Origin of the sequence: Psychrobacillus sp. OK032 (genome assembly GCF_900111345.1) — a bacterium.
GTDB lineage: Bacteria > Bacillota > Bacilli > Bacillales_A > Planococcaceae > Psychrobacillus.
In genome coordinates this window covers 595,844-622,289 of sequence record NZ_FOGY01000001.1, presented here as the reverse complement: position 1 = coordinate 622,289, position 26,446 = coordinate 595,844, and the positions used below count along the sequence as shown (strand labels likewise).

General features: G+C 37.9%; 22 protein-coding genes. 21 read left to right on the top strand and 1 reads right to left on the bottom strand.

Going from position 1 to position 26,446, the window contains the following annotated elements; genetic code table 11:
• Positions 1 to 167 precede the first annotated feature (167 nt).
• The 16 genes from BMZ04_RS02880 (at position 168) to BMZ04_RS02805 (ending at position 18,076) form a co-directional block, all read left to right on the top strand.
• Entirely contained in the window at positions 168 to 1,010 is an 843-nt protein-coding gene (locus tag BMZ04_RS02880) for a 3-hydroxyacyl-CoA dehydrogenase NAD-binding domain-containing protein (RefSeq protein ID WP_093265044.1), read from the top strand.
• Between the two features lie 1,246 nt (positions 1,011 to 2,256).
• On the top strand, positions 2,257 to 2,550 hold the full coding sequence (locus BMZ04_RS02875) for a WXG100 family type VII secretion target (protein WP_093265042.1): 294 nt from the start codon (positions 2,257 to 2,259) through the stop codon (positions 2,548 to 2,550).
• A 79-nt stretch (positions 2,551 to 2,629) separates the two neighbouring features.
• Entirely contained in the window at positions 2,630 to 2,869 is a 240-nt protein-coding gene (locus BMZ04_RS02870) for an ESX secretion system protein YukD (protein ID WP_093265040.1), read from the top strand.
• Between the two features lie 13 nt (positions 2,870 to 2,882).
• On the top strand, positions 2,883 to 4,085 hold the full coding sequence (gene essB / locus BMZ04_RS02865) for a type VII secretion protein EssB (RefSeq protein WP_093265038.1): 1,203 nt from the start codon (positions 2,883 to 2,885) through the stop codon (positions 4,083 to 4,085).
• A gap of 16 nt (positions 4,086 to 4,101) precedes the next feature.
• Positions 4,102 to 8,583, top strand: coding sequence for a type VII secretion protein EssC (gene essC, locus BMZ04_RS02860; RefSeq protein ID WP_093265035.1), 4,482 nt, complete (start codon positions 4,102 to 4,104; stop codon positions 8,581 to 8,583).
• On the top strand, positions 8,553 to 11,423 hold the full coding sequence (gene esaA / locus BMZ04_RS02855; RefSeq protein ID WP_093265033.1) for a type VII secretion protein EsaA: 2,871 nt from the start codon (positions 8,553 to 8,555) through the stop codon (positions 11,421 to 11,423). Before essC ends, esaA begins: the two co-directional genes overlap by 31 nt.
• Positions 11,413 to 11,925 (top strand): type VII secretion protein EssA, encoded by a 513-nt coding sequence (essA, locus tag BMZ04_RS02850; protein WP_093265031.1) that lies wholly within the window; start codon positions 11,413 to 11,415, stop codon positions 11,923 to 11,925. The genes esaA and essA overlap by 11 nt, the downstream gene beginning before the upstream one ends.
• Before the next feature lie 15 nt (positions 11,926 to 11,940).
• Positions 11,941 to 12,300, top strand: a complete 360-nt coding sequence (locus tag BMZ04_RS02845) for a DUF5082 family protein (protein WP_093265029.1) — start codon at positions 11,941 to 11,943, stop codon at positions 12,298 to 12,300.
• Positions 12,301 to 12,318: 18 nt separating this feature from the next.
• The gene (locus BMZ04_RS02840) at positions 12,319 to 12,621 is read left to right on the top strand and encodes a YwqI/YxiC family protein (RefSeq protein WP_093265026.1); all 303 of its coding nucleotides are present in this window, start codon (positions 12,319 to 12,321) and stop codon (positions 12,619 to 12,621) included.
• Entirely contained in the window at positions 12,618 to 14,189 is a 1,572-nt protein-coding gene (locus BMZ04_RS02835) for a ribonuclease YeeF family protein (protein WP_093265023.1), read from the top strand. The genes BMZ04_RS02840 and BMZ04_RS02835 overlap by 4 nt, the downstream gene beginning before the upstream one ends.
• The gene (locus tag BMZ04_RS02830) at positions 14,177 to 14,977 is read left to right on the top strand and encodes a hypothetical protein (protein ID WP_093265018.1); all 801 of its coding nucleotides are present in this window, start codon (positions 14,177 to 14,179) and stop codon (positions 14,975 to 14,977) included. The genes BMZ04_RS02835 and BMZ04_RS02830 overlap by 13 nt, the downstream gene beginning before the upstream one ends.
• 18 nt (positions 14,978 to 14,995) lie before the next feature.
• On the top strand, positions 14,996 to 15,754 hold the full coding sequence (locus tag BMZ04_RS02825) for a hypothetical protein (protein WP_093265016.1): 759 nt from the start codon (positions 14,996 to 14,998) through the stop codon (positions 15,752 to 15,754).
• A gap of 28 nt (positions 15,755 to 15,782) precedes the next feature.
• Positions 15,783 to 16,241: a DUF5085 family protein gene (locus BMZ04_RS02820; protein WP_093265013.1), complete on the top strand. Its 459-nt coding sequence runs from the start codon at positions 15,783 to 15,785 to the stop codon at positions 16,239 to 16,241.
• Positions 16,238 to 16,684: a DUF5085 family protein gene (locus tag BMZ04_RS02815; RefSeq protein ID WP_093265011.1), complete on the top strand. Its 447-nt coding sequence runs from the start codon at positions 16,238 to 16,240 to the stop codon at positions 16,682 to 16,684. The genes BMZ04_RS02820 and BMZ04_RS02815 overlap by 4 nt, the downstream gene beginning before the upstream one ends.
• A gap of 148 nt (positions 16,685 to 16,832) precedes the next feature.
• Positions 16,833 to 17,522: a hypothetical protein gene (locus BMZ04_RS02810; RefSeq protein ID WP_093265008.1), complete on the top strand. Its 690-nt coding sequence runs from the start codon at positions 16,833 to 16,835 to the stop codon at positions 17,520 to 17,522.
• A gap of 116 nt (positions 17,523 to 17,638) precedes the next feature.
• Complete coding sequence (locus tag BMZ04_RS02805) at positions 17,639 to 18,076, top strand: HEAT repeat domain-containing protein (protein ID WP_093265006.1); 438 nt, start codon at positions 17,639 to 17,641, stop codon at positions 18,074 to 18,076.
• A gap of 739 nt (positions 18,077 to 18,815) precedes the next feature.
• Here the strand turns inward: BMZ04_RS02805 and BMZ04_RS02800 are convergent.
• The gene (locus BMZ04_RS02800; RefSeq protein ID WP_093265003.1) at positions 18,816 to 19,562 is read right to left on the bottom strand and encodes an IclR family transcriptional regulator; all 747 of its coding nucleotides are present in this window, start codon (positions 19,560 to 19,562) and stop codon (positions 18,816 to 18,818) included.
• A 153-nt stretch (positions 19,563 to 19,715) separates the two neighbouring features.
• Between BMZ04_RS02800 and BMZ04_RS02795 the strand changes: the two genes are divergently transcribed.
• From BMZ04_RS02795 to gdhA, 5 genes are all read left to right on the top strand, one after another.
• Entirely contained in the window at positions 19,716 to 20,588 is an 873-nt protein-coding gene (locus BMZ04_RS02795; protein ID WP_093265001.1) for a dimethylarginine dimethylaminohydrolase family protein, read from the top strand.
• A 12-nt stretch (positions 20,589 to 20,600) separates the two neighbouring features.
• Positions 20,601 to 21,368, top strand: a complete 768-nt coding sequence (locus tag BMZ04_RS02790; protein WP_093264998.1) for a dimethylarginine dimethylaminohydrolase family protein — start codon at positions 20,601 to 20,603, stop codon at positions 21,366 to 21,368.
• 88 nt (positions 21,369 to 21,456) lie between these two features.
• Positions 21,457 to 22,881, top strand: coding sequence for an amino acid permease (locus BMZ04_RS02785; protein WP_093264996.1), 1,425 nt, complete (start codon positions 21,457 to 21,459; stop codon positions 22,879 to 22,881).
• 66 nt (positions 22,882 to 22,947) lie between these two features.
• Positions 22,948 to 24,546 carry a M20/M25/M40 family metallo-hydrolase gene (locus tag BMZ04_RS02780; RefSeq protein ID WP_093264993.1) on the top strand — a complete coding sequence of 533 codons (1,599 nt, stop codon included), beginning with the start codon at positions 22,948 to 22,950 and terminating at the stop codon, positions 24,544 to 24,546.
• A 427-nt stretch (positions 24,547 to 24,973) separates the two neighbouring features.
• Positions 24,974 to 26,350 carry an NADP-specific glutamate dehydrogenase gene (gene gdhA, locus BMZ04_RS02775; protein ID WP_093264991.1) on the top strand — a complete coding sequence of 459 codons (1,377 nt, stop codon included), beginning with the start codon at positions 24,974 to 24,976 and terminating at the stop codon, positions 26,348 to 26,350.
• Positions 26,351 to 26,446 lie beyond the last annotated feature (96 nt).

The following is a 26,446-nucleotide window of genomic DNA, read 5'->3' as shown; positions in this document are numbered from 1 at the left end:
CCATGTTTGAGAAAATTGTCGAAATTTCCCGGGAAATAGCGAAGCGGAACGGATGTAAAGGAATGCTTTCATTTAGTAACGAAAAAAGACCATCTAAGCTCTAAATGATAGTTCACGATTCAATTGTGCAAGCGCATTGGAAAATTGGGTTCAAGGGAGTAGAGAAGATGAAAATAGGGGTTCTAGGTTCTGGTACGATGGGAAATGGGATTGCGCAAGTGATGGCAGATGCCGGTCACGAGGTCGTGTTATGCGATGTGAATGCGGAAGCGCTAGTACGAGCAGAACAATCCATTACTACAAATTTAGAAAGAGTGTACAAAAAGCAAGGCAAGGATTTACACGAAATTGAAAAGGTGTTTAGGAGAATTACGTTTACGACTGAGCTACCAGTATTAAGGGATTCCGATGTTGTGGTTGAGGCAATCATTGAAAATATGGAAGTAAAGAAAAAAGTGTTTGCAGAGCTAGGCGCGTTGTTGAATGAAAAAGCAATTATTGCATCTAATACATCTGGACTGAGCATAACAGAACTTGCTTCTGCAGCTGGACGACCAGCAAAAGTAATCGGTATGCATTTCTTTAACCCGGTTCCTGTTATGAAACTAGTGGAAATTGTCCGAGGATCCGATACTTCGGATGAAACCTATGAGGTTGTATCTAGTTTAGTAGAGTCAATTGGGAAAGAAAGTATTTCTATTGTGGACGCACCGTTATTCGTGGTGAACCGGATTTTAGTTCCATTAATTAATGAAGCAATTTTCGTCCTTGGTGAAGGGATTGCATCAGTAGAAGATATCGATAAAGGGATGATGCTCGGCGCAAATCATCCAATCGGTCCACTGGCACTCGCTGATTTAATAGGACTCGACACTATGTTGTTCGTAGCCGAAACATTATTTGAGGAAACTGGCGATTCTAAATATAGAGTACCACCCCTATTACGAAAAAAAGTACGAGCTGGGCATTTAGGTAGAAAAAGTGGACGAGGATTTTATGATTATGAATAAGAAGCAAGGAGAAAAGGATTTCACTTTTCTCCTTGCTTTTTAAATATTTTCTGAATTCATAAAACATATGGTATGCGGATATCTTTTTTCCAAGATGATTAGGGTACCACTTTTTAGCTATACTTTGAGAATTGATTGCTCTCGACTCGACAATTGATTGGTTACTTTCAGTTGATTTGGTCGCTCTATAGATTGAATTGATTGCTTTCGCAATAGTATTGGTTGCATTCAATGACCAGTCTGTTGCTCTAAGCCATTTACTGGATACATATAATATTGGGATTTATCGCGGTGGTCTTGTTAATTCCCAAGCTCTGCTAAGCTTAGATACTGATTAGTCAACAAGTCCCTTTGATTGCAGCGAAAGGCGGCGACTCCGGCGGGATGAGTGAGACAGATGAGACATCACAACGTACGCGTAGCGTCGGTGATGGCTCATCGCTCACCCCGCGGAAAGCGTCCGCCTGAAGCGGAAATCATAGAGTACACTTAATCGAGCTTTTAATACGCATGTTACTTCATATGAGATTAACTCTTTTACTACGGGCTTGCGCAGGAGCGAGGGAAGCGGCTGAAGCCATGCCGGCGGAAAGCGTCCACATGCAGCGAAAATCCTAGCGGACACTTCTTGTTGCTCTCTTTTTTTCTAAAATGCAAACCATCTTTAGTTGGCAGCATCGAAAAACTAGTGCCACTTTAATACCATAGAATTAAGTATTGTTACATCGAGATAATTATTGATAATTCTGATAAAAATGATCTAAAAGTACTAGGTTTAATTTATGATTATGAATTTTTGCTATTTAGAAGAATATTTCAGAAAACGATATAAAAAAAGTGTCAAATAGTATTCATTATTAAAATGATGTGACATAAGTCCTTGTGTGCATGGAACTAAGGAATTTTTATTGTAAATTTTGTAACTTTGACGTCCGCAACATGTAGTGTTATTTATTATATTAAGGAAAACTTAGGAATTTATTTTTCATATATATCCAATTATTTTGCTTCTGAAATAAACCTTTTTAATTATTTTTAAATATTGAATATTTCGGGTTTATAACTCTATTAAGTTGGGAATAGAATCCTTGGACTATAGAAGCATTATTTCCTAATTTACTGAAAAAAGTGGAAGTATCTGTGTTGGTGAGTTGCTAAACGATGAAGCATTACACAAATCTTTAATTGCTTCCCAGTACAGTTATTTTATAAATGACAAAATTAAAAGATAAGGGAGATGTATGGAATGTCAGGAATTATTCGCGTAACACCAGCAGAACTAGATGCAATGGCTTCTCGCTACAACCATGAGTCAGGGGAGGTTGGATCCCAAATCGGTCGTTTAGACGGAATGATTGGTGAATTGCAATCAATGTGGGAAGGGTCTTCAAGTGCAGCATTCGCTGAACAATACGAGAGACTTAAACCTCATTTTAACGAAATGCGTGAACTATTAAGTGAAGTGGGAATTCAATTAAGCCGTGCAGGTCAAGCATTACAAGATGCGGATCAACAAATCGCGAGTCAAATCCGCGGATAACGCTTCCAACTTGGAAGAAGAAAAGAGTAGAGCGTCGTTCCACAAAGGAAGGCGCTTTTTCCTTCATAGGGGTGAAATTATGTATATAGAAATTACGGTAGACTTGTCCAATTACGAGGGTGATGTAATGGATCTTAGACTATCCGATTATTATACGATGAAAAAAATGATCGATATAGCGTTGCAAGCAAATGCAATTTCCACAACTCCACGGGAAGGTCATTGGGTGCGCGTAGTAAACAAAGATAAATTATTTCCAGGTCATTTAACACTTGCGCATTGCGGAATTACGACTGGTGATCGAATCGAAATTATTTGAAGGAGTTAAGAAGATGGCCACTAATTCACATACATATTTAAAAAATCGGATAGGTGCAGAAATAAATGAAGAAGAAAGTAAAACAACATTTGTCTTCCAAAAAGAACGGGTCGGCTTTAAACGAACGGAAGAAATAATTTTTCTAAAAGAAGTGAGCCCGAAAATTTCGAAGGACATTACGATAACGGATGATGAACTAATCATTCAAGCAATGATTCCGACCTCCTTAAAGCGATTTAGCGACATGCATTTAGAAGATGAAAAATCGAGATGGATGTTTGCTTATCAACTCGTGGAAAAGGTTTATGCTCATCCTTATCCTCGCTTAAATTTAATCGTTTGTCCGGAAAACATTGTATATAGCAGAGGGATGGATCCCTCCTTTTTGTATTACGGTGTGATGGGAAGCTTGCCGCCATATGAGACGAATGAGGAGCAAGTTTGGTTAGAAACAAAAGCTGTCGTTGCTGCTGCAATAGACGCCTCGTTTACGTTCGAGGAGTATTTGAAATACTCGGAGATTCTTGAGTTAAAAGAAATTGGTGCAAAACTAATGTCGATGACGGATAGTGAGTCCTTACTCGATTTTATCGGTCAGCAATTGGAGCAATTGGAAATAAAGGAACAGGCAAATGTAAAACTCCCACGAAAAAAATGGAAGATAACGAAATGGCTTTCTATAGGGCTTGGAGTGCTAATTATTCCTGCAATCATATTTACTATTATTTATTTCATACACGAAAAGCCAAAGCACGAAGCATATACGCTCAGCCATGAATACTTTTTGGGACAGAATTACAGCCAAGTTGTTACACAATTAAGTCCATATAGTGTGAAAGCTATGCCGTACGTTGTGTTGTACGAACTAGCTTACGCTTCCGTTACGAATGAACGATTAGATGAAGAACAGAAGGAAAATGTATTGTCTAATATCACATTACAGACGGATGCGAATTATTTAATGTATTGGATTTATATTAATCGCGGTGAAGCAGAAAATGCTGTGGACCTAGCTAGATCAATGGAAGACGGCGAGCTTATTACGTACGGTCTATTGAAACGACGCGAGGAAGTTAAAGCAGATCAGAAACTATCAGGTGAAGAGATGCAAACACTTTTAGATGAGATTGATAGAGAAGTAGAAGAATATGAAAAACTGATGGAGCAAGAAGAAGAAACAGAAAAAAAGAAAAGACAAGCGAAAATGAACAGATAGAAAGTAGGTGTTTGCATTGCTGCAATTATGGCTGTTTTACCGCGAATATTATCAGCGAATAAGTTTGGAGGAAAATGGATTTATTCCCCTTACAATCGGTCCAAAAGTAGAAAATGACGTCACGATTCAAACGTATCCATTTATAAATGGACATATAACAGTAAAAAAAGAAGACAATAGTCTCTCCGTATACAGTGGAAACGAGTATGTAGGTAAATTAACAGATGAAGAAGGTTTAAGAATTGATCAAGAAGATAAGATTCTCCATTTATATGCTTCTTCGACACCTATCACATCCAAGACTTACTTTATAGACTATGAACAAGAAGTTTCTTTTGACTGTCAACTAGAGACTGCCACATTCAGACGGAAAAATGTTCAATTCCAACATGTAGAGTCTGGTCATTTTTCACTAAACAAAATAGCAAGCGGATGGATTATTAAAAAAGAATTCGGCTGTCCTTTGTTTGTGAATGGAAAACGATGTGAAACGAACGAAATTCTTCATACTGGTGATATTATCCAGTGGGCATTCATGGAAATGACACTAATCGAGCGAGATCAGTTGAAAGTGACAACATCTAATGTATATGAAACGAGCCTTTCTGAAATCGAAGTGCAAAAATCGGAAATATTCCATATGTATCCGGATTATAGACGTACGCCACGTATGATTTATGACTTGCCTGAAGACAAGGTGTCGATATCGTTCCCTTCACAAGAAAGTGATGATAATGGACGTGGATTATTGTTAACTATCGCACTTCCACTTGTCATGCTTGTTGTCCTAGGACTCGTTGCTTACTTCATACCAAGAGGAAGCTTCATCATCATTTCTATTGCGATGTTCTTAGCTGTTTTAGTAATGTCGACCGTTCAATTTTTCAAAGATCGAAAGAAACGAAAGTTAAATGCAGAAAAAAGACTTCGCGTATATACGGCTTACTTAGAAAATATGCGGCAGGAACTATATGAACTATCGGAAAAACAGAAACGTGTTTTAGCCTATCATTTCCCTCCTTTTGAAGAAATGAAACAAATGACGAAAGTACTTTCTGGGAGGATTTGGGAACGTACATTGGAAAGTCATGACTTTTTAGAATTTCGACTCGGTACAGGTACTATTCCCTCTAGCTATGAGGTTAAACTATCATCTGGAGATATGGCGAATAGAGAAATAGATGATTTGCTAGAACAAGCACAGCGAATGGAAGCTGTCTATAAAGAAATTCCGAATGCACCAATCACAACTAATCTCTCGGAAGGGATATTAGGTCTAATCGGAAAAGAATCGGTTATTAAACGAGAATTGCATCAGCTAATCGGTCAACTAGCGTTTTCGCATAGTTATCATGACACGAGATTTATTTATATTTTTAACCACAAGGAATACGAAAGATTTGAATGGATGAAGTGGTTGCCGCATTTCAAGCTTCCGCATATGCATGCAAGAGGGCTAATCCATAACGAAGAAACGCGGGACCAGTTACTTTCTTCTTTATATGAACTCATTCGTGAGCGGGATGCAGATGAAATGAAAGGAAAAGTGAAGTTCGCGCCTCATCTTATTTTTATCATTTCTGATTATTCATTACTTGCTGAGCACGTTATTTTAGAGTACTTAGAAAGCAAAAACACGAAAGAGCTTGGAATTTCTGTTATTTTTGCGGAATCGGCACAAGAGCGTATGACGGAAAATGTCCATACACTTGTTCGCTATGTAAATGAACAAGAGGGAGACATTCTAATCGATGCTGGAAAAGCAGTAGATATTCCATTTCGCTTAGATGCATACGATCAATCGACAAATGAACGCTTTGCTCGCATGTTAAGAACGTTGAATCATCAAATCGGTATAAAAAATTCCATTCCTGATTCCGTTAGTTTTTTAGAAATGTTCGGAGTCAGAGATGTAGCAGATGTTCCGATTAGTAACAATTGGACAATGAACGAATCAGCCAAATCATTAGCTGTACCAATCGGTTTTAAAGGAAAAGATGAGCTCGTTCGGTTGAATTTACATGAAAAAGCGCATGGTCCTCACGGGTTACTGGCTGGTACTACCGGATCTGGTAAAAGTGAGTTTTTACAGACGTATATTTTATCGCTGGCCGTACATTTCCATCCGCATGAAGTGGCTTTTCTTTTAATCGATTATAAAGGTGGGGGGATGGCACAGCCTTTTAAACAAATCCCGCATCTTCTTGGCACAATCACGAATATTGAAGGAAGTAAAAACTTTAGTATGCGTGCTCTCGCTTCTATTAATAGTGAATTGAAAAGAAGGCAGCGTCTATTTGATCAGTATACGGTCACACATATTGATGACTATACCACCTTATATAAAGCAGGTAAGGCAGTGGAGCCACTACCACATTTATTTCTTATTTCCGATGAATTTGCGGAGTTGAAAAGCGAGGAACCGGAATTTATTCGTGAACTGGTAAGTACTGCACGAATTGGTCGAAGCCTGGGTGTGCATCTGATTTTAGCAACACAAAAACCCGGAGGCATTATCGATGACCAAATCTGGAGTAATGCTCGTTTCCGTGTGGCGTTGAAAGTACAGGATGCATCGGATAGTAAAGAAATATTAAAAAACAGTGATGCCGCATCCATTACGGTAACTGGTCGAGGGTACTTACAAGTTGGGAACAACGAAGTGTATGAATTATTCCAGTCTGCATGGAGTGGAGCAGCCTATATGGAGGAAGTATTGGAAGGCGAAGATGATGTGGCAATTGTTACAGATCTCGGTCTCTATCCGCTTTCTGGTATCGCAACAAATGGGAAGAAAAAATCAAGCGGTTTAACAGAAATAGAAGCTGTCACAGCTAAGATTGCAGAAACGACAGCAAAGCTAAACATCCGAAAACTAGCTAGTCCATGGTTGCCACCACTCGCACTTCGAATGGAAAAACATTTAGCGAATGTTTCCTTACAAAAAGGGGTTCCAATTGGCATGATGGATGAACCAGAGAAACAAAGTCAAACGCAAGTGAACTACGACTGGACGAAAGATGGAAATCTAGGGGTATTCGGTTCTTCCGGATATGGTAAATCGTATACATTACTTACGGCCATCCTTGGAATAGCGGAGCAATTAGCACCGAGTGAAGCAAACTTCTATATTTTAGATTATGGCAATGGGTCGTTACTTCCGTTAAAGCAACTTCCACAAACAGCTGATTATTTCACAATAGATGAAGAACTAAAGCGTGAAAAACTCATCAAACGAATAAAAGAAGAAATTGCAAAAAGAAAGATCGCTTTCCAACAAACAGAAGTTAGCAATATCCATATGTATAACAAATTGTCCGAACAGAAACTACCATTTATCTATTTAGTAGTTGATAACTATGATATTGTCCGTGAAGAAATGGAAGAATTGGAATCGCAACTTATTCAATTCGGAAGAGATGGTCAATCACTTGGTATTTATTTGTTCATAGCAGCAACAAGGGTTCAATCTGTTAGACAATCGCTCATGAATAACTTAAAAACGAAGGTTGTCCACTACTTATTGGATGCAACTGAAGCCTTTACAGTTATTGGGCGTGTTCCTTTTAACTTAGAACCTTTTCCAGGTCGAGCGATATTGAAAAAAGAAGACGCCTATTTCACGCAAATTTACCTTCCGGGTAAAGGAGCAGACGATTTTGAAGTATTGGAATTGATGAAAAGGAATATTCAAGCACTACAGGATAAATATCGTGATGAAGTACTTCCAAGTCCGATTGCGATGTTGCCACTAGAGTTAACTGATATTCATTTTGCAAATTATTTGGAACCTGTAACAAGAGATGGAGTCGTTCCAATAGGATTAGATGAAGAAACTGTACGTCCAATGTCCATCGATTTTAAGAAAAATCGTCATTGCCTACTAGTCGGGCAAGTACAAAGAGGAAAAACGAATACATTAAGGTGGATGCTCACTACATTAATGGAACAGCAAACAGGATTTATAACCATCTTTGACTCCTTTGATCGAGGTTTATCCATGTTCTCGGATGTTTCGGCAATTGAATATTTAGAAACAAAAGAAAGCTTGGTTGAATGGATTTCGCGTGCAGAGCAGTATTATGCAGATGTGGAAAAAACGTATGTAGAAAAATTGCAACAAGGAAATGCCAAGGTGGAAGTAGTTCTTTCTTATTTTGTGATCGATGGATATACAAGATTTTTGCAAGTCGCTGATATCGGTATTCAAGATCGTCTTTCAAAAATGATGAAAAACTATGCTCACTTAGGATTTAATGTCATTGTTTCTGGAAACAATGCAGAAATTACAAAGGGCTATGACGCATTCACGAATGAACTAAAACTCATTCGTCAAGCAATCCTTTATACGAAAAAATCAGAACAAACATTATACACATTAGCTTATGAGCGAAAAGAAGCGGAATTACCACTTGGATTTGCACACTATATGTTAAATGGGAATACGACGAAAGTACAACTCCCATTATGCAAGATGGAGAGGAAGATTTTGCAATGAAATCAGATAAGCATATGAAATGGTTGAAATTAACCGCTGGAATTTTAGTTATATTAGCAGTCCCTATTTTGTTTTTTCAACTGATGGGTGTTAACTTACTAGATTTGAATAATACGAACAAACGAGTGATTGCCATCGTTAACGAAGATAGAGGGCTATCGAAGGATGAAGAAAATGTTGAGATGGGAAAAGAGGTAGTTTCCATTTTGGCAGAGAAATCGCCGTATGAATGGAAAGTGATGGGGCGTGGAGCTGCAGAGAATGGATTAAAATCCCATCAATATGAGGCAATCGTATATATTCCTTCCAACTTCTCAGAAAATATAATGTCTTACGATGAACAAAATCCGAAAAAAGCGACCTTTTCTTATCAAGTGCAGCGTCAAAAAACGGGCATAAAAAAGGAGCGTGTGCTAAACGAGATTGAACTAGCTACAAATCGAGTAAACGATAAAGTTTCCACGCTTTACTGGAGTTATATTGCCCAGGAAATGAATCATATTAAAAAAGAATTTGCGAATATTTTAGGGAAAGAAACGGAATTTTTAAGTACGATGTCGGCTTATTATAAGCCTGAATCGGAGACGCTTGCGGATCAAATGAATAGACAGAAAGAACAAATGGATTCTCTACTTTCTACCATAGGTACAGCAAGCGATGGACATAGTTCACGCATTGAAAATGCAGAATCATTTGGTCAGCAAATGAACGGATTCGTCACATATGTTCAGCAATACAGAGAATTTCAAGATACTCAAAAACAGATTTTACAACAAGTACAAGATAGTAGTTTAGCTAAAATTCAAGCTGCTGCTGCGATGCAAGCCGAACAGTATAACAAATCCGTTCAAATGCTCGAAGACAACCAAGAAACACTAAACGAAGAAATTGAAAAAGTAAACGAAATAATAGATACAAACAAAGAGAAACTGAACTCCTTATCTGAATTACGTCAAAATGAAGTGGACCGCCAATTGTCCGACTTACTAATCGTACAAGGAACTGCGATCGATCGATACAATAACACCATTTTAGCTAATTTGGAAAAAGGGATTGAAACAGGAAAGAACGGTCCCGCTGTATTAGGTGTAACGAATATTGGAACAGATCAGCAACAGCTCATGTCAACGAAGGAAGAAATGAATCGTAAAGTAGTTAGTAAAGAAGCTCTTATACTTCCTGCATTAGAAGAAGAACGAGCAAAAGTGGCGGATATGTTAACTGCGCTTTCTGCTATGAAAGAAAGAGTAGCCGCAGCAGATCCGGAATCTGGATTTATCGGTGAACTTGAACAACTCGAAGAAGAATTAGCTACGATCAATACCGGTATTTCTGCAAAAGAATCCATTTGGAATCAGACAAAAGAAGAAGGAAAAAATGACTACTCACAAGCAGCGGCCGAATATACAAATCTACTAGAAAACTACAATTCTATAGCTAGAGAATATGAATCGGTGCAACAAATATTAAACTCCTATCCAGTTGATACAGCAAGGATTGGTGCGGAGATCAAGCAAAAAGAAGAGACCTTATTAAGGCATCCTCATTTATCAACGGATCAGCAGTCAAGATTAGAAGCATTATTTGCAAAAGGTGCTACTAGTACAGATACTAGTGCTCTTCTTTCCTATTATGCAACGCTGAAACAATTTGAATTTACGCTTAGTGAGGGAGGGCAAACTGCAAATAAGGACGCCATGTTAGAAGATGAAATTTTAACAGCTTTATTGAAAAACGTGGTGGATTTGAATGAGGAAGAGCTTGCAGGCTGGACTTCTGTAAGTGAAAGCATTCCAGAAACAGAACTTGGCCTAACGGATTTGAATACAACGTTTGCAGCAATTATGTCCGGTTACCAAGAAACGGTGGAGGAACAGCATACATCGTTACTGTCGGATTTAAATGCCATTGATGAACAAGCAAATATGCTACTTCAACAAATTCAAACACCGTCAATGATGATCGGATCGAGTGAACCTATGTCAACAGCTTCCGAAGGGGAAGTTATGTCAGGTCAACAAAATGTAAGTAACCAGCTAGTTTCATTAAGCGGAATGATGCAATCTTTATCTCAAAAACAGAGTAGTTTGGTCAATTATGCAAATGATTTATCCGCAAAAGCTGGCGACATCAAGAATACTTCCAATGAATTTAGTAATAAATGGGAAACTAATGTCGATGCTATGGCAGCATTTGACGAGGATATTAAAGGATTCCTTGCAAACACGTATGTTGATGGTCAAGAAAATGGATATGCCTTCAATCACTTTGTCAATCCATTAGATGTAAAAGGGGAAGCGGAACTTTCAGAAGAAGCGCAGAAAGTGCCTCCGGTCATTCTATTTATTATTTTACTTATTAGTAGTCTCTTGATCGGCTATTTCACGTATCAAATGAAAGAAGGTCCAATCGGATTACGTTTAGGTCTTACTGCAATTTTGTCTTTACTCGCTGGGCTCATCATTAGTTTATACAGTATTAATATGTATATATTGAATGACGACCGGGCAGTAGAATGGACTATTTTCACGATTCTCTTATTGCTTGCAAGTGCAGGGATTATTCGTACTGCGCTTGAGTTTGGTCAATCAGCGGGATGGATAGCAAGTGTTGTACTAATGTGTGTATATATTATTCCACTATTAATACTTGCGGTGCCAGATATTCCACTTCCAGATATGTTATCAACGGTTTATATGTCTATTAAATATGAACCAGAGACGAGCTTCTTATGGGGAGCAATCATAACAGGCGCAATCGCAATTATTATGCTAACCGTTTCGTACTTTAAACAGACGAATAGACCGGTAGTGCAGGCAGAGGAAGCATATGAAAACTAATAGGATGATGTTACTTGTTTTACTAGCAATCATCTTTTTATTTGTAGACACACAAGTTGTCCTGGCAGCGGAAGATAAAACGATTGATGAGCTTGAACCAGTGATATATGAAAAGCTAAAATTCAAAAAGAACACAGATTATCTGCATGATGAAAAGAAAACAGAGATAAAGAACACGATCCCGGAAAAGCAGTTTAATATTTACTTTGATGGGAGAAAAAAGCTTCCAAATAGAAGCGACACTTCTTTTCTATTTCAAACGTCCATTAGAGGGGAAAAGAGTACGGTCGCTGCAAAATCTTCCGAACTCAATCTCTTTATGGACAAAAGTAAGGGAGAGAAGCAGTTGCCTGATAGCCAGTTTAATAGTTACGAAACAGCTTCTAATAATACGCGCACGATGATTTTCCTAGCAATTATTGTCATCGGCCTTATTGCTTTATTTATCGTCGTTTTACCGAAATTAGTTCAACCATCTGAAACTTCTATTAACAAAGGATAAGAGAGGAGAATACATTTGCTTGGATATTATTACGCACTGTTGCACAAGAAGCAAGAAGAACTAAGACGACTAATCGAATGCCAAGGGTCACTCTCAGAAAAACAGGGACAATTCAATGAAAACGAACATAAGTGTTTAGAGCCGGAACTAACTACAACGACATGGCTTGGTACTCTAGCAACCAGTTTTGATGACATACGGGAAGCAGGAATTCATGCTTCCTATTTAGAAATAACTGGTGCTCAGTTTTCTGCTGTATTTAGTGCCATTTCAAATAAAATCACGTCACTGTTAGCAGAAATTGAATCAATCAAACAAACGATTGCCAATTTATTGGCTGAAGAAGCTAGACAAAGGGCAGAGGCTTCTAAATAATGTGGGGGGAGAATCTTTATGTCAACTGAAGTGAAAATCGTATATGCTGATGTGGAAATGCAACTTGGGGAAATGACAAGTGCAACAGAATCGCTTAATCCAAAAGCAGAGCCGCCAATTACAGGAAATACAATGGATGTTGTAACTAAATTGACGGAGCTTACAACGAAACTGGAGCAACTACTGACGAAATATCAAACCGTTTTAAACACAAATATACAGACCACAACAAGTTCTGTTGAATTTATGAATGAAACTGATCAAAAAATTTCAACCGCTATGGATAGTACAATTGCCGGACCGCAGAAGGTGGCTCCATGAAAATATTAGATGTCAGCCCGTTTCACGATGGCTTACAGCGAAATGTAAACATGCTCACCCGTATTGAAGGAAAAATGAAGGCTATACAAACTGCAACCCTTGGACTTGCATCGATGGAAGATTCTTTAAAAGGAACAGGTGGAAATGCTATCCGAGCATTTTATAATGATTGTCATTTGCCTTTCTTACAGTTTTTCTTCACGTTCAAAACCGCATTCGATAGCACCCTTACCCAAATGGGTGCTGAACTCGATGCTTTAGAGCCAGATCGGAATGGTTTTATTCGCCAAAGTTTTTTAGAAGGCGAGGTAGAAGAAGGACTTACGGAAATCTCTCAAGTAACTAGTAATCTAACAGATGAAACAAATGGCATTATGGATCAAGTTTCAGATATCGTTGCACTTCCTCATTTGGATGATAGTGGTGTGCAAGACGGAGTCAGTAATGCTAGGAAAAAGCGAGATAATACGGTTACCGATTTAAATGAGTTTGACTCAACTCAAACTAATGCATTAATGCAAATTGAATCAGATCTACTTACGTTGGAACTGTGGTTACTGGAAGTTGAAGGCATGATGAATGACGGCTTAACAGATATTGACTTCCCGGCAGACCGGTGGGGAGAGTATTCGGAAAGCCATCCGCTACAAACACAGTTAGATACCCGTTTAGGGGATACGGAAACGGTGGATGCAGAAGGGGAAAAAGAGGTGACAGGAGAAGTTTCATCCGCTAATCCTACCGTCATGATGTTGAAGGACGCAGTAGGAAATGCGAAAAGAGTGACTACAGGACTTACCGGTGGAATATCCGCATTTGGTATGTATGTAGCGGGGAAAGACGGAGGTATTACTACTTCTAGAGTATTTGATCCAAAAACCGGTAAGTATTCGTATCGAATCAATGCAACTGGTAATGCTTTAAAGAATTTGAGAGTAGATCTAGGCTCGAAAGCATTTAAAGAATTAATGAAAAATGTGCCAAAAGGAAATAGAAAATGGTCTCCAAAGCATTATGAGATTGCAGCAAACAACAAAGTTACGCTTAAATATGGAACGAAGAAACCAGGGCTGAGCGGTTGGTCCGGAACTGGGGATGAAGCATTAAAAAAACATCCTTCACTTGCTTACTATAATGATCAAGCTACCAATATGCAAAAAGCAAAAACAGTCGGAAGTGCCACACTGAAAGGTACAGGAAAGTCATTTACAGATCTTGTGGACGTAAAAGGGATGGTAACAAAAGGTCCTCTTAACGGGATCAGTAAAGGGTTAGGACCTATAGGGGCAGGACTAAGCTATTACGGTAATTATACGACTGCTAAAGATGCAGGGCTAAGCGATGGGGAGGCTGCAGGAAGAGCTACCGTAGATACAGCGATTGATGTTGCGGTTGGAGGAGCAGTTCAAGCAGGATTTACCGCTACCTTTACAGTTGCTATCCCAATACCAGGTGTCGGAACAGCAGTAGGGGTTGGACTTGGTATACTTGCCAATGTTGCGTTAAACACCAAATTTGGAGAAGAAGATAAATCGGTAATGGATCATGTAAAAGGATGGTTCCATTAACAAAGAAAGAAGAGTGGTTTTTAGTGAAGCTTAAGGAAGAAGATTTTGAAGTGCTAAGAGGTCCAATAGATTCCGGTAGACAAAGTCCAGCGAATCTGGCCTTTGTTCTAATTCTGGGTATATTTTTACAAGCATTGCTCTTTGCACTTGAGTATTATATGGCCGCTGATTCTACTATTTATCCATATAAGGATGAAATAGTTACAATACATTTTTGGATAACTGTTGTACTAATTGCGTTGTCTTTGATCTATGCCATTCCAGCGGTTTATAAAAGAAGTGAGAAAGTGCAGTATTTAATCTCCATCATAGTTACTCAAAATATGTCTTCAATTCCATTTCTAATAATGGCATTATTTTTAATTGGAAAAGATGGGGAAGGAATGATTGCTAGTCCTGATTCCCTACTTAGTTTCACCTATATTGTTTTATTGATTGGGTTCTTAGTTTTTTTAGCAACTTTTATCCGTTTTTATATATTGTTGAAGAATGGTCATTATCGTAAAGGCTCGAAAAAAGGAGAAATGAGAGGTAGATTTGAAACAACTTCTTATATACCATCTTCAATTATTGCGGGGGTAGGGATTGTGTTCATTATTCAATACATTGTTCGAAACTCCGCAATTAATGATCTGAACGTGATTATTCTTATTGTTGGCGGTATTCTCGCATTTTTTGTTATGCTTTTTATCCTTCCAGAACAACTTGTTATTTTGTATTGTAAATATCGATATAAAAGCTTTAATTTTAATGAGCGCAGTTATATTAACAAGCGGCAGTACAATTAAAGTGGAGGGTACCTTTCTATGTTTGGAAAACTAAACGAAGAAGATTTTGAAGTATTGAGAGGACCCTTTGAATCTGGTAGACAAAGCCCGGGAGCTTTGTCGGGCATTCTAATACTATCTATATTTTTGCAGGCATTCCTATTTGCATTAGAATATTTTGCGGTAGGTCGTCACACAGTTTATCCATACAAGGATCAAATTCTTTTATTCCACTTTATATTTACAGGATTACTTAGCATATTGTCACTTATCTATGCAATTCCTATAGTATATAAAAATAGTGAAAAGATGCAGTATTTGTTATCTATTTTAGTATCACAAAATTTATTTTCTATTCCTTTATTTATCTGTGCAATGTTTTTAGTTGGCAATGATGGGTATGGAGAAAAGCCGAGCCCAGAATCTCTATTAAATTTCACATATATAACTCTTGGGATAGGTTTATCAATCTTTATTGTTACTTCCATACGTTTTTATATTCTTTTGCGAAAGGGACATTACCGTAAAGGGTCTAAAAAAGATGTATTGAGAAGCAAATTTGAGACAACTTCCTACATTCCAGCGGCAACTTTGGGTGGTATAGGTATCGTTTTTATAATCCAATATATTGCTAGGAACTCAGCAATAGCTGATTTAAATGGGATGGTTTTTATTGTAATTGCGATTTTTATATTTTTTGTTATGCTATTTATTTTGCCAGAGCAACTTGTCATTTTATATTGTAAGTTTCGATTTAAGAGCTTTAACTTTAATGAGCGTGGTTATTTGAATAAGTAGGAAACAATTTGAGAAAGGGTGAATGAAGATGGGAATTGAAATGGCCTCGTTAGTTTTTGAGAATGTGTTGACGTATGAAGTGGAGCAGAAAAAAGCAGATTGGCAAGATAGTATTTATATGTTGGAAGACTTTACGTTAAATAAGGATGTCTATCGAAATGGACCGATAAGTTTTTCGTTTGTGGAAAGTTCGACAGATGAAAAATCAGGTCGTTTTACATATTATTTGCCTATAAGTAGTCCGGTTGTACTCTCGGACGAGGGGGATTTTTCATTTAAAGAAGTCTTTGTGTTGGAAAGGGCTTTATTAATGCGACAAGCGGATCAAGAATTGGATTTTTATGCCGCTTATGAAAAAGTAAAATCGTATGCGAATGCTAGAGGGATAAAACTGGATGATACGTATTATTGTGTGTTATTGGAAGTGTATGGAGATTATATAATTGATTTGTATGTGCCAGTAATAGGGCAGGGTGATGAGGAATGATTGTTGAAAACCATCAAATTGCATATCGGAATGTGGCATCGAAATTATATAACTTTTTGCCAGAGGAGATTGATATCGCGTTAAATGACTTTGATGAAATATTAACCGGACATGGGTATCATCCAACTGGAGCGATATTTTTTTCGATAATTAGTGATCCAACTGCAGAAGTGATGACAGCCCAACTATTCCTTCCAATTGCGGAAAGCCATTTTTCATTTCCAAAGGAAGAAGAAGTAAATTTTAGTAGCTATTTTATTGTCGATAAATTAGTCATGACGAGAATTACAGAAGAATATGAAGTGCAATCGCAAGTTAAGTATTGGGAGCTGTTTGCTTATTTAAAAGAGCATAATATGACTCAAAAAACTCCTGTATTCGTTCAGTTCAAGAAAACACGATCCAAACGAACCTATGCCGAAATGAGTCTAGGAGTATTGTAATTAACTAAAAGATTATTAAGGATATATGGAAAGCAATATTTACAGAAGTGTTACTAGTGCTAAGAGCGAGTATCACTTCTGTCATATTTGGTTAATATAGTTAGGAGAGAGAAACCCAATAGAAAAGAAAAACGTAGACAGGATTGCAATGTCTTATTTAAGATTACAAACTCCTAAAGAAAATAGATCAAATATAATTTGTTTCTTCCTAATATTATTATATCTGATTGGCTTAATTCCCATCATAGGGGTTCCCTTTTCGTTATCTTATTTTATAGCTGCTATTATACCGGTCGGAATTATTCAACTTTGGGCACTCATCTATTTAATCGCCCCTTATAAGTATGAGAAATCTTATTATTTATTTTTTGGAATCTATGGTGTAGTGAATACGTATATTTATTTTTTGGCGATTCAAAAAATGATGTATATAAATATGGGAGCACAAGGTAGTGGATCTTTCATTATCGGTGTCTTCTTTTTTATTGCTTTATTGGTAGGGATGAACTTACTAAATTGGAAAGCACTATATTCGGGAACGTATTATAAATTACAGCAAAAAAGCACGATTCCTGTGAGTTGGATGGCTATTGGAGGAGCAGGTTATATATTGGGACAGCTGATTTTATCTTTTATATATACTGATTCTGCTGTTTTTATAGTGCTTATTGTTTGTATTTCTTTATTATCCCTCCTGACAGCTTATTTTTCTATTTATATTCATCGCTACTATTATATGAGTAAGAATATGAACCTTGTGAGGCAAGTGTATCCCGAGTTTGGGATGCCAATGAGTGAACGGTACAGAAAGAAGAAAAAAAATAAAAAAACTACATAAATCAACCGAATAATATACGACATATCCGATAAAAATAGGAGAACAATCAAACGTAGTATATAATGAAGAGATGTGACAGTAATGAAGAGTTGTACAAAAAAAGGAGTTTGGATTAGTTGAGTAAAAAGATAGTGAATAATGAGTTGCCGGAGAATTATGAGGAATTAAAAAAAGCAGCAAACCGTACGTCTAATTGGAGAGCACGTTATGATGCTGTCGAGGAATTAGGAAAGTACAATACTAGTCAAGTGATCGACATTATGAAATCTAGATTAGCAAATGACCCAGTATATAAAATTCAGGAAGCTGCATATCGTATTCTTCTTGAGTTTGGAGAAGAAGCAGCGATGCCTGCGCGTAAAAAGTTTGAAGTGATTAAAGGCGCTAATAAAGTCTTTGTTCGCGTGAAAAAGAGTTTACCGGCTGATCATACATTTGAAGAGTTTGCAACCAAGTTGAAGAGAATGCGTATTGATGTGTATGATGCATATGAAGGTGAAAAAGGATCCGAATTTAAAACATGGCTTGAAAACGAATGGGCTAATTTAAAGTAGTATTAAGGATAGGATTCACTAAATATATGTAAAAAGAGGGCAACTGTCGAATAGACGGTTGCTCTCTTTTTTGTATTGTTCTAGGAATTTATCGAATTGGTGTTGTTTTTAAAACAATCTCCTAATAATAGGATACTACTTTTTTATTCAGCGCATAATAGAAATAATATGCCCCAGTAGTTATCGTCACAACGAAATACTTCACCATATAGGGATACTGCGTCGTAAGGAAGTTACCGTAAGGATTTCCGCTGCAGGGCGGACGCTTTCCGCCGGGTGAGCGATGAACCATCGCCGACGCTAGCGCGTTCGCCTGCGATGTTTCATCTGTCTCACTCATCCGGCAGGAGTCGCCGCCCTTTCGCTCCAATCCATAAAAATTGCTTGCTAATCAGCGTCACTGCTCTCAATTCAATCTAATTTACAGAAAGTGAAAATTCAATATCAAAATAGTTGAATAAGCTGTAAACATGACAAAGCCTATCTCAAAAGCGACAAATTGACTGCTGAACACGACTAAACCAATCTAACTAATTGTTTTGATGTGCTTTCTCTCTATATGGTCTTATATTTCTATTTATAGGTATCCCAGTAAATAACTAAGAGCAATCAATCAATTATAGAAAACAACCAGTTCTATTCGGAAAGCAACCAACTCTTAAAATAGACAATTCCACTTGGAGTGAGACGACGTTGAATATGAGGGGTTGTTCTAATAAATGGTTGCATGAAATTTACTTTATCCGTTACCGTTACTAGATCTTAGTCTTATGGAAATATTATTACCGGTCTCGATTACTTTACTTATTAGAAATGTAAGACGTTCTTCTGTTAGGTTGAAGCTGACAACGCCTATGCTTATGGCACCGATGATTTGTCCAATGCTGTCTTTTATAGAAACAGCGACAGAAGATGTGCCTTCTGTTCTTTCAGAGTGACTAATTGCGTAGCCTTGCTTTGTAATTTGGTTGAGTGATTGTAGAAAACCAGGAATTTTGTCCTCAGGTAAAAGCTGCGACAGAATACTTTCAGATTGAGATTTAGGCATAGCTGCAAGCATTGATTTATTGGCAGCACCGATATGCATTGGAATACGCATTCCAAGTTGGTCGTAAATTCGAATTGGATTATTTTCGCTATCAATTCTTTCGACAATCATCGCTTCTGTTCCAACAGGTTTACTTAAATAGACACTCTCTCCTACTTCTCTAGACAAGCTTTCCAGTTCGGGTCTGATTTTACTGACGTAGTCTATTGTATCGTACACTTGTAAACCATACTCTAACCAAACCACGCCAAGGCGGTACAATTTAGAGTGTTCATCTTGCTCGACCATGCTTTGTTTAATCATTGCTTGTAATAATCTGTGCATGGTACTGAGTGGAAGCTCGCATTGTTTGGAAAGCACAGAAATACTTACTCCTTTTTCATTTGCATGCGATGCTAAAACTTTTGCAACGGTCATAGCACGTGTAATGGATTGCATGTAAATCACCCACCAATTTTTATATTATTCTAAAATAATAAGTTTCAAATATTCAAAATACATTGACATCATATCATGAAACACATATATTTTAAATATAATATTTCCGTTTATCAGAAACGTTTTCCGATATGCGGAAAAGGGGGAAAAGAAATGACTTATAACTCATCTATGTATAAAAAATTAGAGCGAGTAATTGTAAAACATCCGAACGAAGCTTTTGTTAGTCAAAAACACTTATCCGATCAATGGAAAACTTACAATTATCTACAAGAACCTAATTTTGAAGAAGCAGTCCGTGAATATAAAATATTCATCGAAATTTTGGACAAGCATGTACCTCAAATCGATTATCTTCCAGCAACAGACAAAGTAGGTTTAGATTCTATTTACGCGCATGACCCAGTGAAATTTACACCAGCTGGTGCCATCATTTTAAAATCAGGTAAAAAATTAAGACAGCCAGAAGCAGCTGTTTATAAAGAGTTTCTACAAGAAAAAGAGATACCTATTATCGGGGAGTTAACTGGTGAGGCAGTATCGGACGGTGGAGATATCGTTTGGTTAGATGATAAAACGCTAGTAGTTGGTCGTGGGTATCGTACAAACGACGAAGCAATTCGCCAATTGAAAGAAATAACGGCACCATACGTAGAGGAGTTCATCGTTGTGCAACTTCCGCATGATCAAGGAGAAGCGGAATGCTTACATTTGATGTCTTTCATTAGCATGGTTGATAAAGACTTGGCGGTGGTGCATTCACCATTAATGCCAGTATTTTTCCGTCAGTTATTGATAGAGCGCGGTATTCAATTAGTGGAAGTACCAAAAGCAGAATACGATAATCTTGGATGTAATGTTCTAGCACTTGCACCGCGTGTTTGTGTCATAGTCGAGGGCAATGAATCGACGAAACAACAATTGCTTGATGCAGGAGCTACAGTTTATGAATACAAAGGACGCGAAATCAGTGTTCTAGGTACTGGTGGTCCAACATGTCTGACAAGTCCAGTTATTAGAAATTAAGGAGGAAAAAAAATGAGTAAATTTCAAAAGGTAATCGCAAAAACACCCGGTAAAAGCTATGTAGAAGGATTAACTACATCGGATCTTGGAAAACCGGATTATGATAAATTACTAGTTCAGCATAAAGCTTATGTGGAAGCTTTGAAAAAATGTGGAGTAGAAGTAACACTTCTTTCTGCGAGTGAAGAATTTCCAGATTCAACGTTTGTGGAAGATGCTGCAGTACTAACATCTGAATTTGCAGTTGTAACGAATCCTGGTGCGGAATCTCGTAATGGCGAAATCGTTGAAATTGAAAGTGTTCTAAAAGATTTTTATAAGAAGTTCCATTATATTAAATCACCTGGCACCCTAGATGGTGGGGATATTTTACAAGCCGACAATAAATTTTATATCGGAATTTCTGAACGTACGAATGAAGAAGGGGCACGGCAGTTAAAAGAAATTCTAGAAAGCGAAGGATTTGAAGCAACAATCATCCCTCTACAAAAGTTCTTTCATTTGAAAACTGGTATTGCTTATTTAGGTAATAATAAAATGGTTGTTGCAGGTGAATTTATTGATCATCCAGCGTTTGATTCCTATGACAAAATCGTTATTACCGATGAAGATGAATACTCAGCAAACTGTATTCGTGTGAATGATTATGTAATTATTCCAGAAGGGTTCAGCGAAACGAAACGCAAAATCAACGAAGCAGGCTACGAAACAATCGAACTTGATATGTCTGAAGTTCAAAAGCAAGACGGCGGTCTAAGTTGCCTATCATTGAGATTCTAAAAATTATTACGGGTGCCAGGCACCCGTAATAACAAAATAAGAACAGGGGATCTGGTTTAGTTAAATAATTGCAATAGAGGGGAATATTATGTCTAATATTGGAGATTCATCTCAACAAAATTTATTAAATCGCTCGATGAAAAGCCGCCATTTATTTATGCTATCTCTTGGTGGAGTAATTGGGACGGGTTTGTTTTTAAATGCTGGTTATACGATTAATCAAGCAGGTCCCGGGGGAGCAATGCTTGGGTACTTGATTGGCGGTTTGATTTTGTATATGGTTATGGTTTGCCTAGGGGAGCTTGCTGTTTATATGCCGGTAACGGGTTCTTTCCAAACGTATGCTACGCGCTTTATTAGTCCATCTGCGGGATTTTCACTTGGATGGATGTATTTTGTAGGCTCGGCTGCTACAGCTGGAGTCGAGTTTACTGCAGCTGGAATACTTATGCAGCATTGGTTCCCAGATGTACCAATCTGGATATGGTGTGCAATATTCATGGTATTATTATTTGCTTTGAATGCGCTTACAACGAGAGCGTTTGCTGAGGCAGAATTTTGGTTTGCAGGTATTAAGGTTGTTGCGGTAGTCCTGTTTATCATCATTGGTGCTGCAGCAATTTTTGGGATTATCCCATTGGAAGAAAGAGCAACGCCTTTAGCAACGAATTTAGCACCGTCTGGGTTGTTCCCAGCTGGGATTGCAATTGTTTTTGTGACGATGATGAACGTTATATTCTCATACCAAGGATCTGAACTAGTTGGTATTGCAGCCGGTGAAACAGAAAACCCACAAAAGAATATTCCGAAAGCTATTCGAACAATTATTATTAGAATCGTCGTGTTTTATATTGCTTCCATTATCGTATTATCTGCTATTTTCCCAGCATCTGAACTAGGACTACTTGAAAGTCCGTTTGTTACTTTAATGAATTTAGCTGGAATTCCGTACGCAGGTAGTATTATGAACTTTGTTATTTTAACTGCAATTTTGTCCGTAGGGAATTCATGTTTGTATGCATCCACTCGTTTATTGTGGTCTATGGCAAGAGAAGGGATGGCACCGAGAGTATTCGGCCGTCTTTCGAAACGAAAAATACCACTGACAGCATTACTATTCACGATGGCTTTCTCCTTATTGTCTTTATTGACAAGCGTAATGGAAGCGGACACGGTATTCGTATTATTAATGTCCATTGCAGGGATTTCTGTTACTATCTCTTGGATGGGAATTGCGGCATCTCAATTAATGTTCCGCCGACGTTATTTAAAAAATGGTGGAAAATTGGAGGATTTAGGATATAAAGTACGATTTTATCCATTTGTTCCAATATTCTGTATCGCGTTTTGTTTATTAATATTAGTATTTTTAGCGTTTGACCCTACGCAGCGAGTAGGTCTTTATTATGGTGTAGGTTTTTTCATCGCTTGTATGCTATTCTATAAATTGAGATTAGAGAAAAAGCATCAAAAAGAAGCTTTAGTAAATACTAAAGTCGTTCAAGAAAATTGAAAACACTAGTTTCTGAATATTAGCAATCAATTTTCGCAGGCATTAGTAATAAAGGAGAAATATAGAATGAGTCAGTTATTATGGAGTACACCAGAAACGCTTCGGGCATTGTTATGTGAACTGGTTAGTTGGGATAGTATTACGCTAACAGAAGGGGAAACTACTTTTGCTCCGAAAGTGTTGGATAAGCTAAGAGAATTGGAGTATTTTCAAGATCACCCGAGTTATCTGCAGTTGCATGATGCAGGACTTGGAAGACATGTAGTTACAGCATTATACAAACATCCAGAAGCGGTTGAAACAGTTGTTTTAATCAGCCACTTTGATACGGTTCAAACGGAAGAGTACGGATCTTTACAACCACTTGCGTATTTTCCAGAGGAGCTTACGAAAAAGCTAATGGAAAATCCAGATGATTTGCCAGAATCGGCACGTATTGATCTGGAAACGGGTAAGTATTTGTTTGGTCGAGGTACGATGGACATGAAAATGGGACTTGCACTTCATATGCAATTGCTTGAAAAAGCGAGTCGTGAAGAGTGGCCGATCAATCTTGTTTTGACTACTGTTCCCGATGAGGAAGTGAATTCTGCTGGAATGCGAGCGGCTGTTCCACAATTAGTTCGTATTCGGGAGGAGTTTGGATTGACGTATAAGCTATTTTTAAATAGTGAACCGTCATTCTCTCAAAAACCGTTGGATATTGCAGAGTATATTTATTCTGGAACAATCGGTAAAATAATGCCTGCAGCTTTGTTTTACGGAAAAGAGACGCATGTTGGAGAGCCAATGAAAGGGATGACGGCGAACTATATCGCGTCCTATTTAACGCAGCGAATGGAGTGGAATCCATTATTCCGTGAGACGGATCTTGGGGAAAGTACACCGCTTCCTGTTTCGTTACAGCAAAAAGATTTGAAGATGTCTTATTCTACCCAAACACCATATCGTGCCGTGGCACTTTACAATGTCTTTATGTTGAAACGAACAGCTTCAGAAGTAATGGATTTGTTCGAACAAGTGGCAAATGAAGCGATGGGTGCTTTAAACGAAAGCTACCAAATGATTTGTGCGCGTGAGCAAGTGAGTGGTGTTGGAGAAGTGAAAGTGCTTCGCTATGAACAGCTTTTAGCACACGCTTCGAAAAAATTAGGTACGGATGAAGTAGAACGCTTGAAGAATGAAGCGCTCCAAAATGATGAATGGGATGACCGTGAAAAGTCACTTCGCATTGTGGATAATCTAATGATTCAATGCCAGGAGTTGGCACCTGCGACGGTACTATTATTTGCACCACCGTACTATCCAGCTGTTAATACTTCCGATCATCCGATAGTGAAGGAAGCAGTAGAGCTAATGAAAAAATCTGCGCAATCATTTGACAATAAAATCGATCAAATCCACTACTTTAATGGTATTTGTGATTTAAGCTATGTGAACTATGATGATTCTGGCAATGGTTGGACAGCGTTTGAAAGTAATACACCGGTATGGGGAGACACATATAGTATTCCCTTTGAAGATATGGCGCAGCTTAAAGGGCCAGTGTTGAATGTAGGTCCATTTGGTAAAGATGCACACCAAAGAACAGAGCGTCTGCATGTAGATAGCGCATTCGTCGAAATGCCAGTCATGTTGGAAACGTTAGTGAAAAGTTTGTATTAAGAAAAAAAGTGACTCCGGAATTGAATCGGAGTCATTTTTTTTGTATTTTGCTTTGTCGTTTTCGTAACCGAGTATGTCGCGTTCGGAGTTGGTTTTGTTGTTTTCGTAATGTTGTTTGTCGTGTTCACAGCATGTTTTGTCTCAGTAAGGAATATATTGGAGAATTAAATATTTAGAGTTTGTACTTTGCCTGACAAAGTGCTTCTTATTTGATTTGGTCTCGGTGCTCGTAGAGTGCTTCTTGCTTTCAATCGCAGTTTTGACTGCTTAGGGTTATTTTTCCAATAATAGGGTACATATACTATTAAGAGTCGTATAATTGTAACATTTTATGTATATTTATTACTAACGCATTATGTTTATGTTGAATGTTTTTAGAAGATTCGAGATAATAGATAAAAGAATGAATATGTTAGGGGCAAAATATATGGATTTATTAAGGGAACAGGAACAAAAAAGTAGAGCAAATGATTATGTGCATGAAGTATATGAGTTAGTAAAGAAGCGTAATCCTGGAGAGAAAGAGTTTTTACAGGCAACACGTGAAATTTTTGATTCACTTCGTCCTGTTTTTTTAAAGCATCCAGAGTTTATGCAAAATGGTATTTTGGAGCGTATTACAGAGCCGGACCGAGTGATTTCGTTTCGCGTTGCTTGGGAAGATGATACGGGGAAGGTGCATGTAAACCGTGGTTTCCGTGTGCAGTTTAATAATAGTATAGGACCGTATAAAGGCGGGATTCGATTCCATCCGACTGTAAATAGCAGTATTATGAAGTTTTTGGCATTTGAACAGACATTCAAAAATGCATTGACCGGTATGCCAATAGGTGGTGGTAAAGGTGGCTCTGATTTTGATCCGAAAGGTAAGTCATCACGTGAAATTATGCGTTTTACCCAAAGCTTTATAACAGAGCTAAGCAAATATATTGGAGCAGATATGGACGTACCAGCGGGAGATATTGGCGTTGGAAAACGAGAAATTGGCTATATGTTTGGGCAATATAATCGCATTAAAGGTGGTTTTGAAGCAGGTGTTTTCACAGGTAAAGACCCAAATCATGGCGGGAGCTTAGGGCGAAAAGAAGCGACTGGATATGGTTGTGTTTATTTTGTGGAAGAAATGCTGAAAGGTAAAGGCGATAGTTTCGCTGGAAAAAAAGTGATTGTTTCCGGTTCGGGAAATGTCGCAACTTATGCGATGGAGAAAGCAATTGAGCTAGGTGCAACTGTACTAGCATGCAGTGATTCTAGTGGCTACATTTATGATCCGAAAGGAATAAATGTAGAAACGGTTAAGCAATTGAAAGAATTTGACAATAAAAGAATTCAAGAATATACAAAGTTTCATAATCACGCGGTATATTATGAAGGATGTACAAATATATGGTCGGTTGCTTGCGATATCGCTTTACCTTGCGCAACGCAAAATGAATTAGAAGAAGCAGATGCAGCATTGCTTGTTGCAAATGGTGTAAAAGCAGTGGGAGAAGGCGCTAATATGCCTTGTACAGAAGATGCGGTGCATGCTTTCCAAGCGAATGGTGTTTTGTTTGCACCAGGGAAAGCAGCTAATGCTGGGGGTGTGGCGGTTTCTGCAATGGAAATGTCGCAAAATAGCATGCGTTTGTCTTGGACTGTGGAAGAAGTGGATGAAAAGCTACAAGTAGTAATGAAGAATATTTATAAAAGCTGTTTTGATGCGGCTGCAGATTACGGATCACCTGGTAATTTCGTAGTTGGTGCAAATATTGCAGGATTTTTAAAAGTAGCAGATGCGATGGTAGCTCATGGTATTCATTGATAGATGGAGTAATAGAAGAAAGCTCGCTTCCTAAATGGAAGCGAGCTTTTTTATGTTATCCAGACCCCCGCGGATATCATCATAGTAGTGTCTATT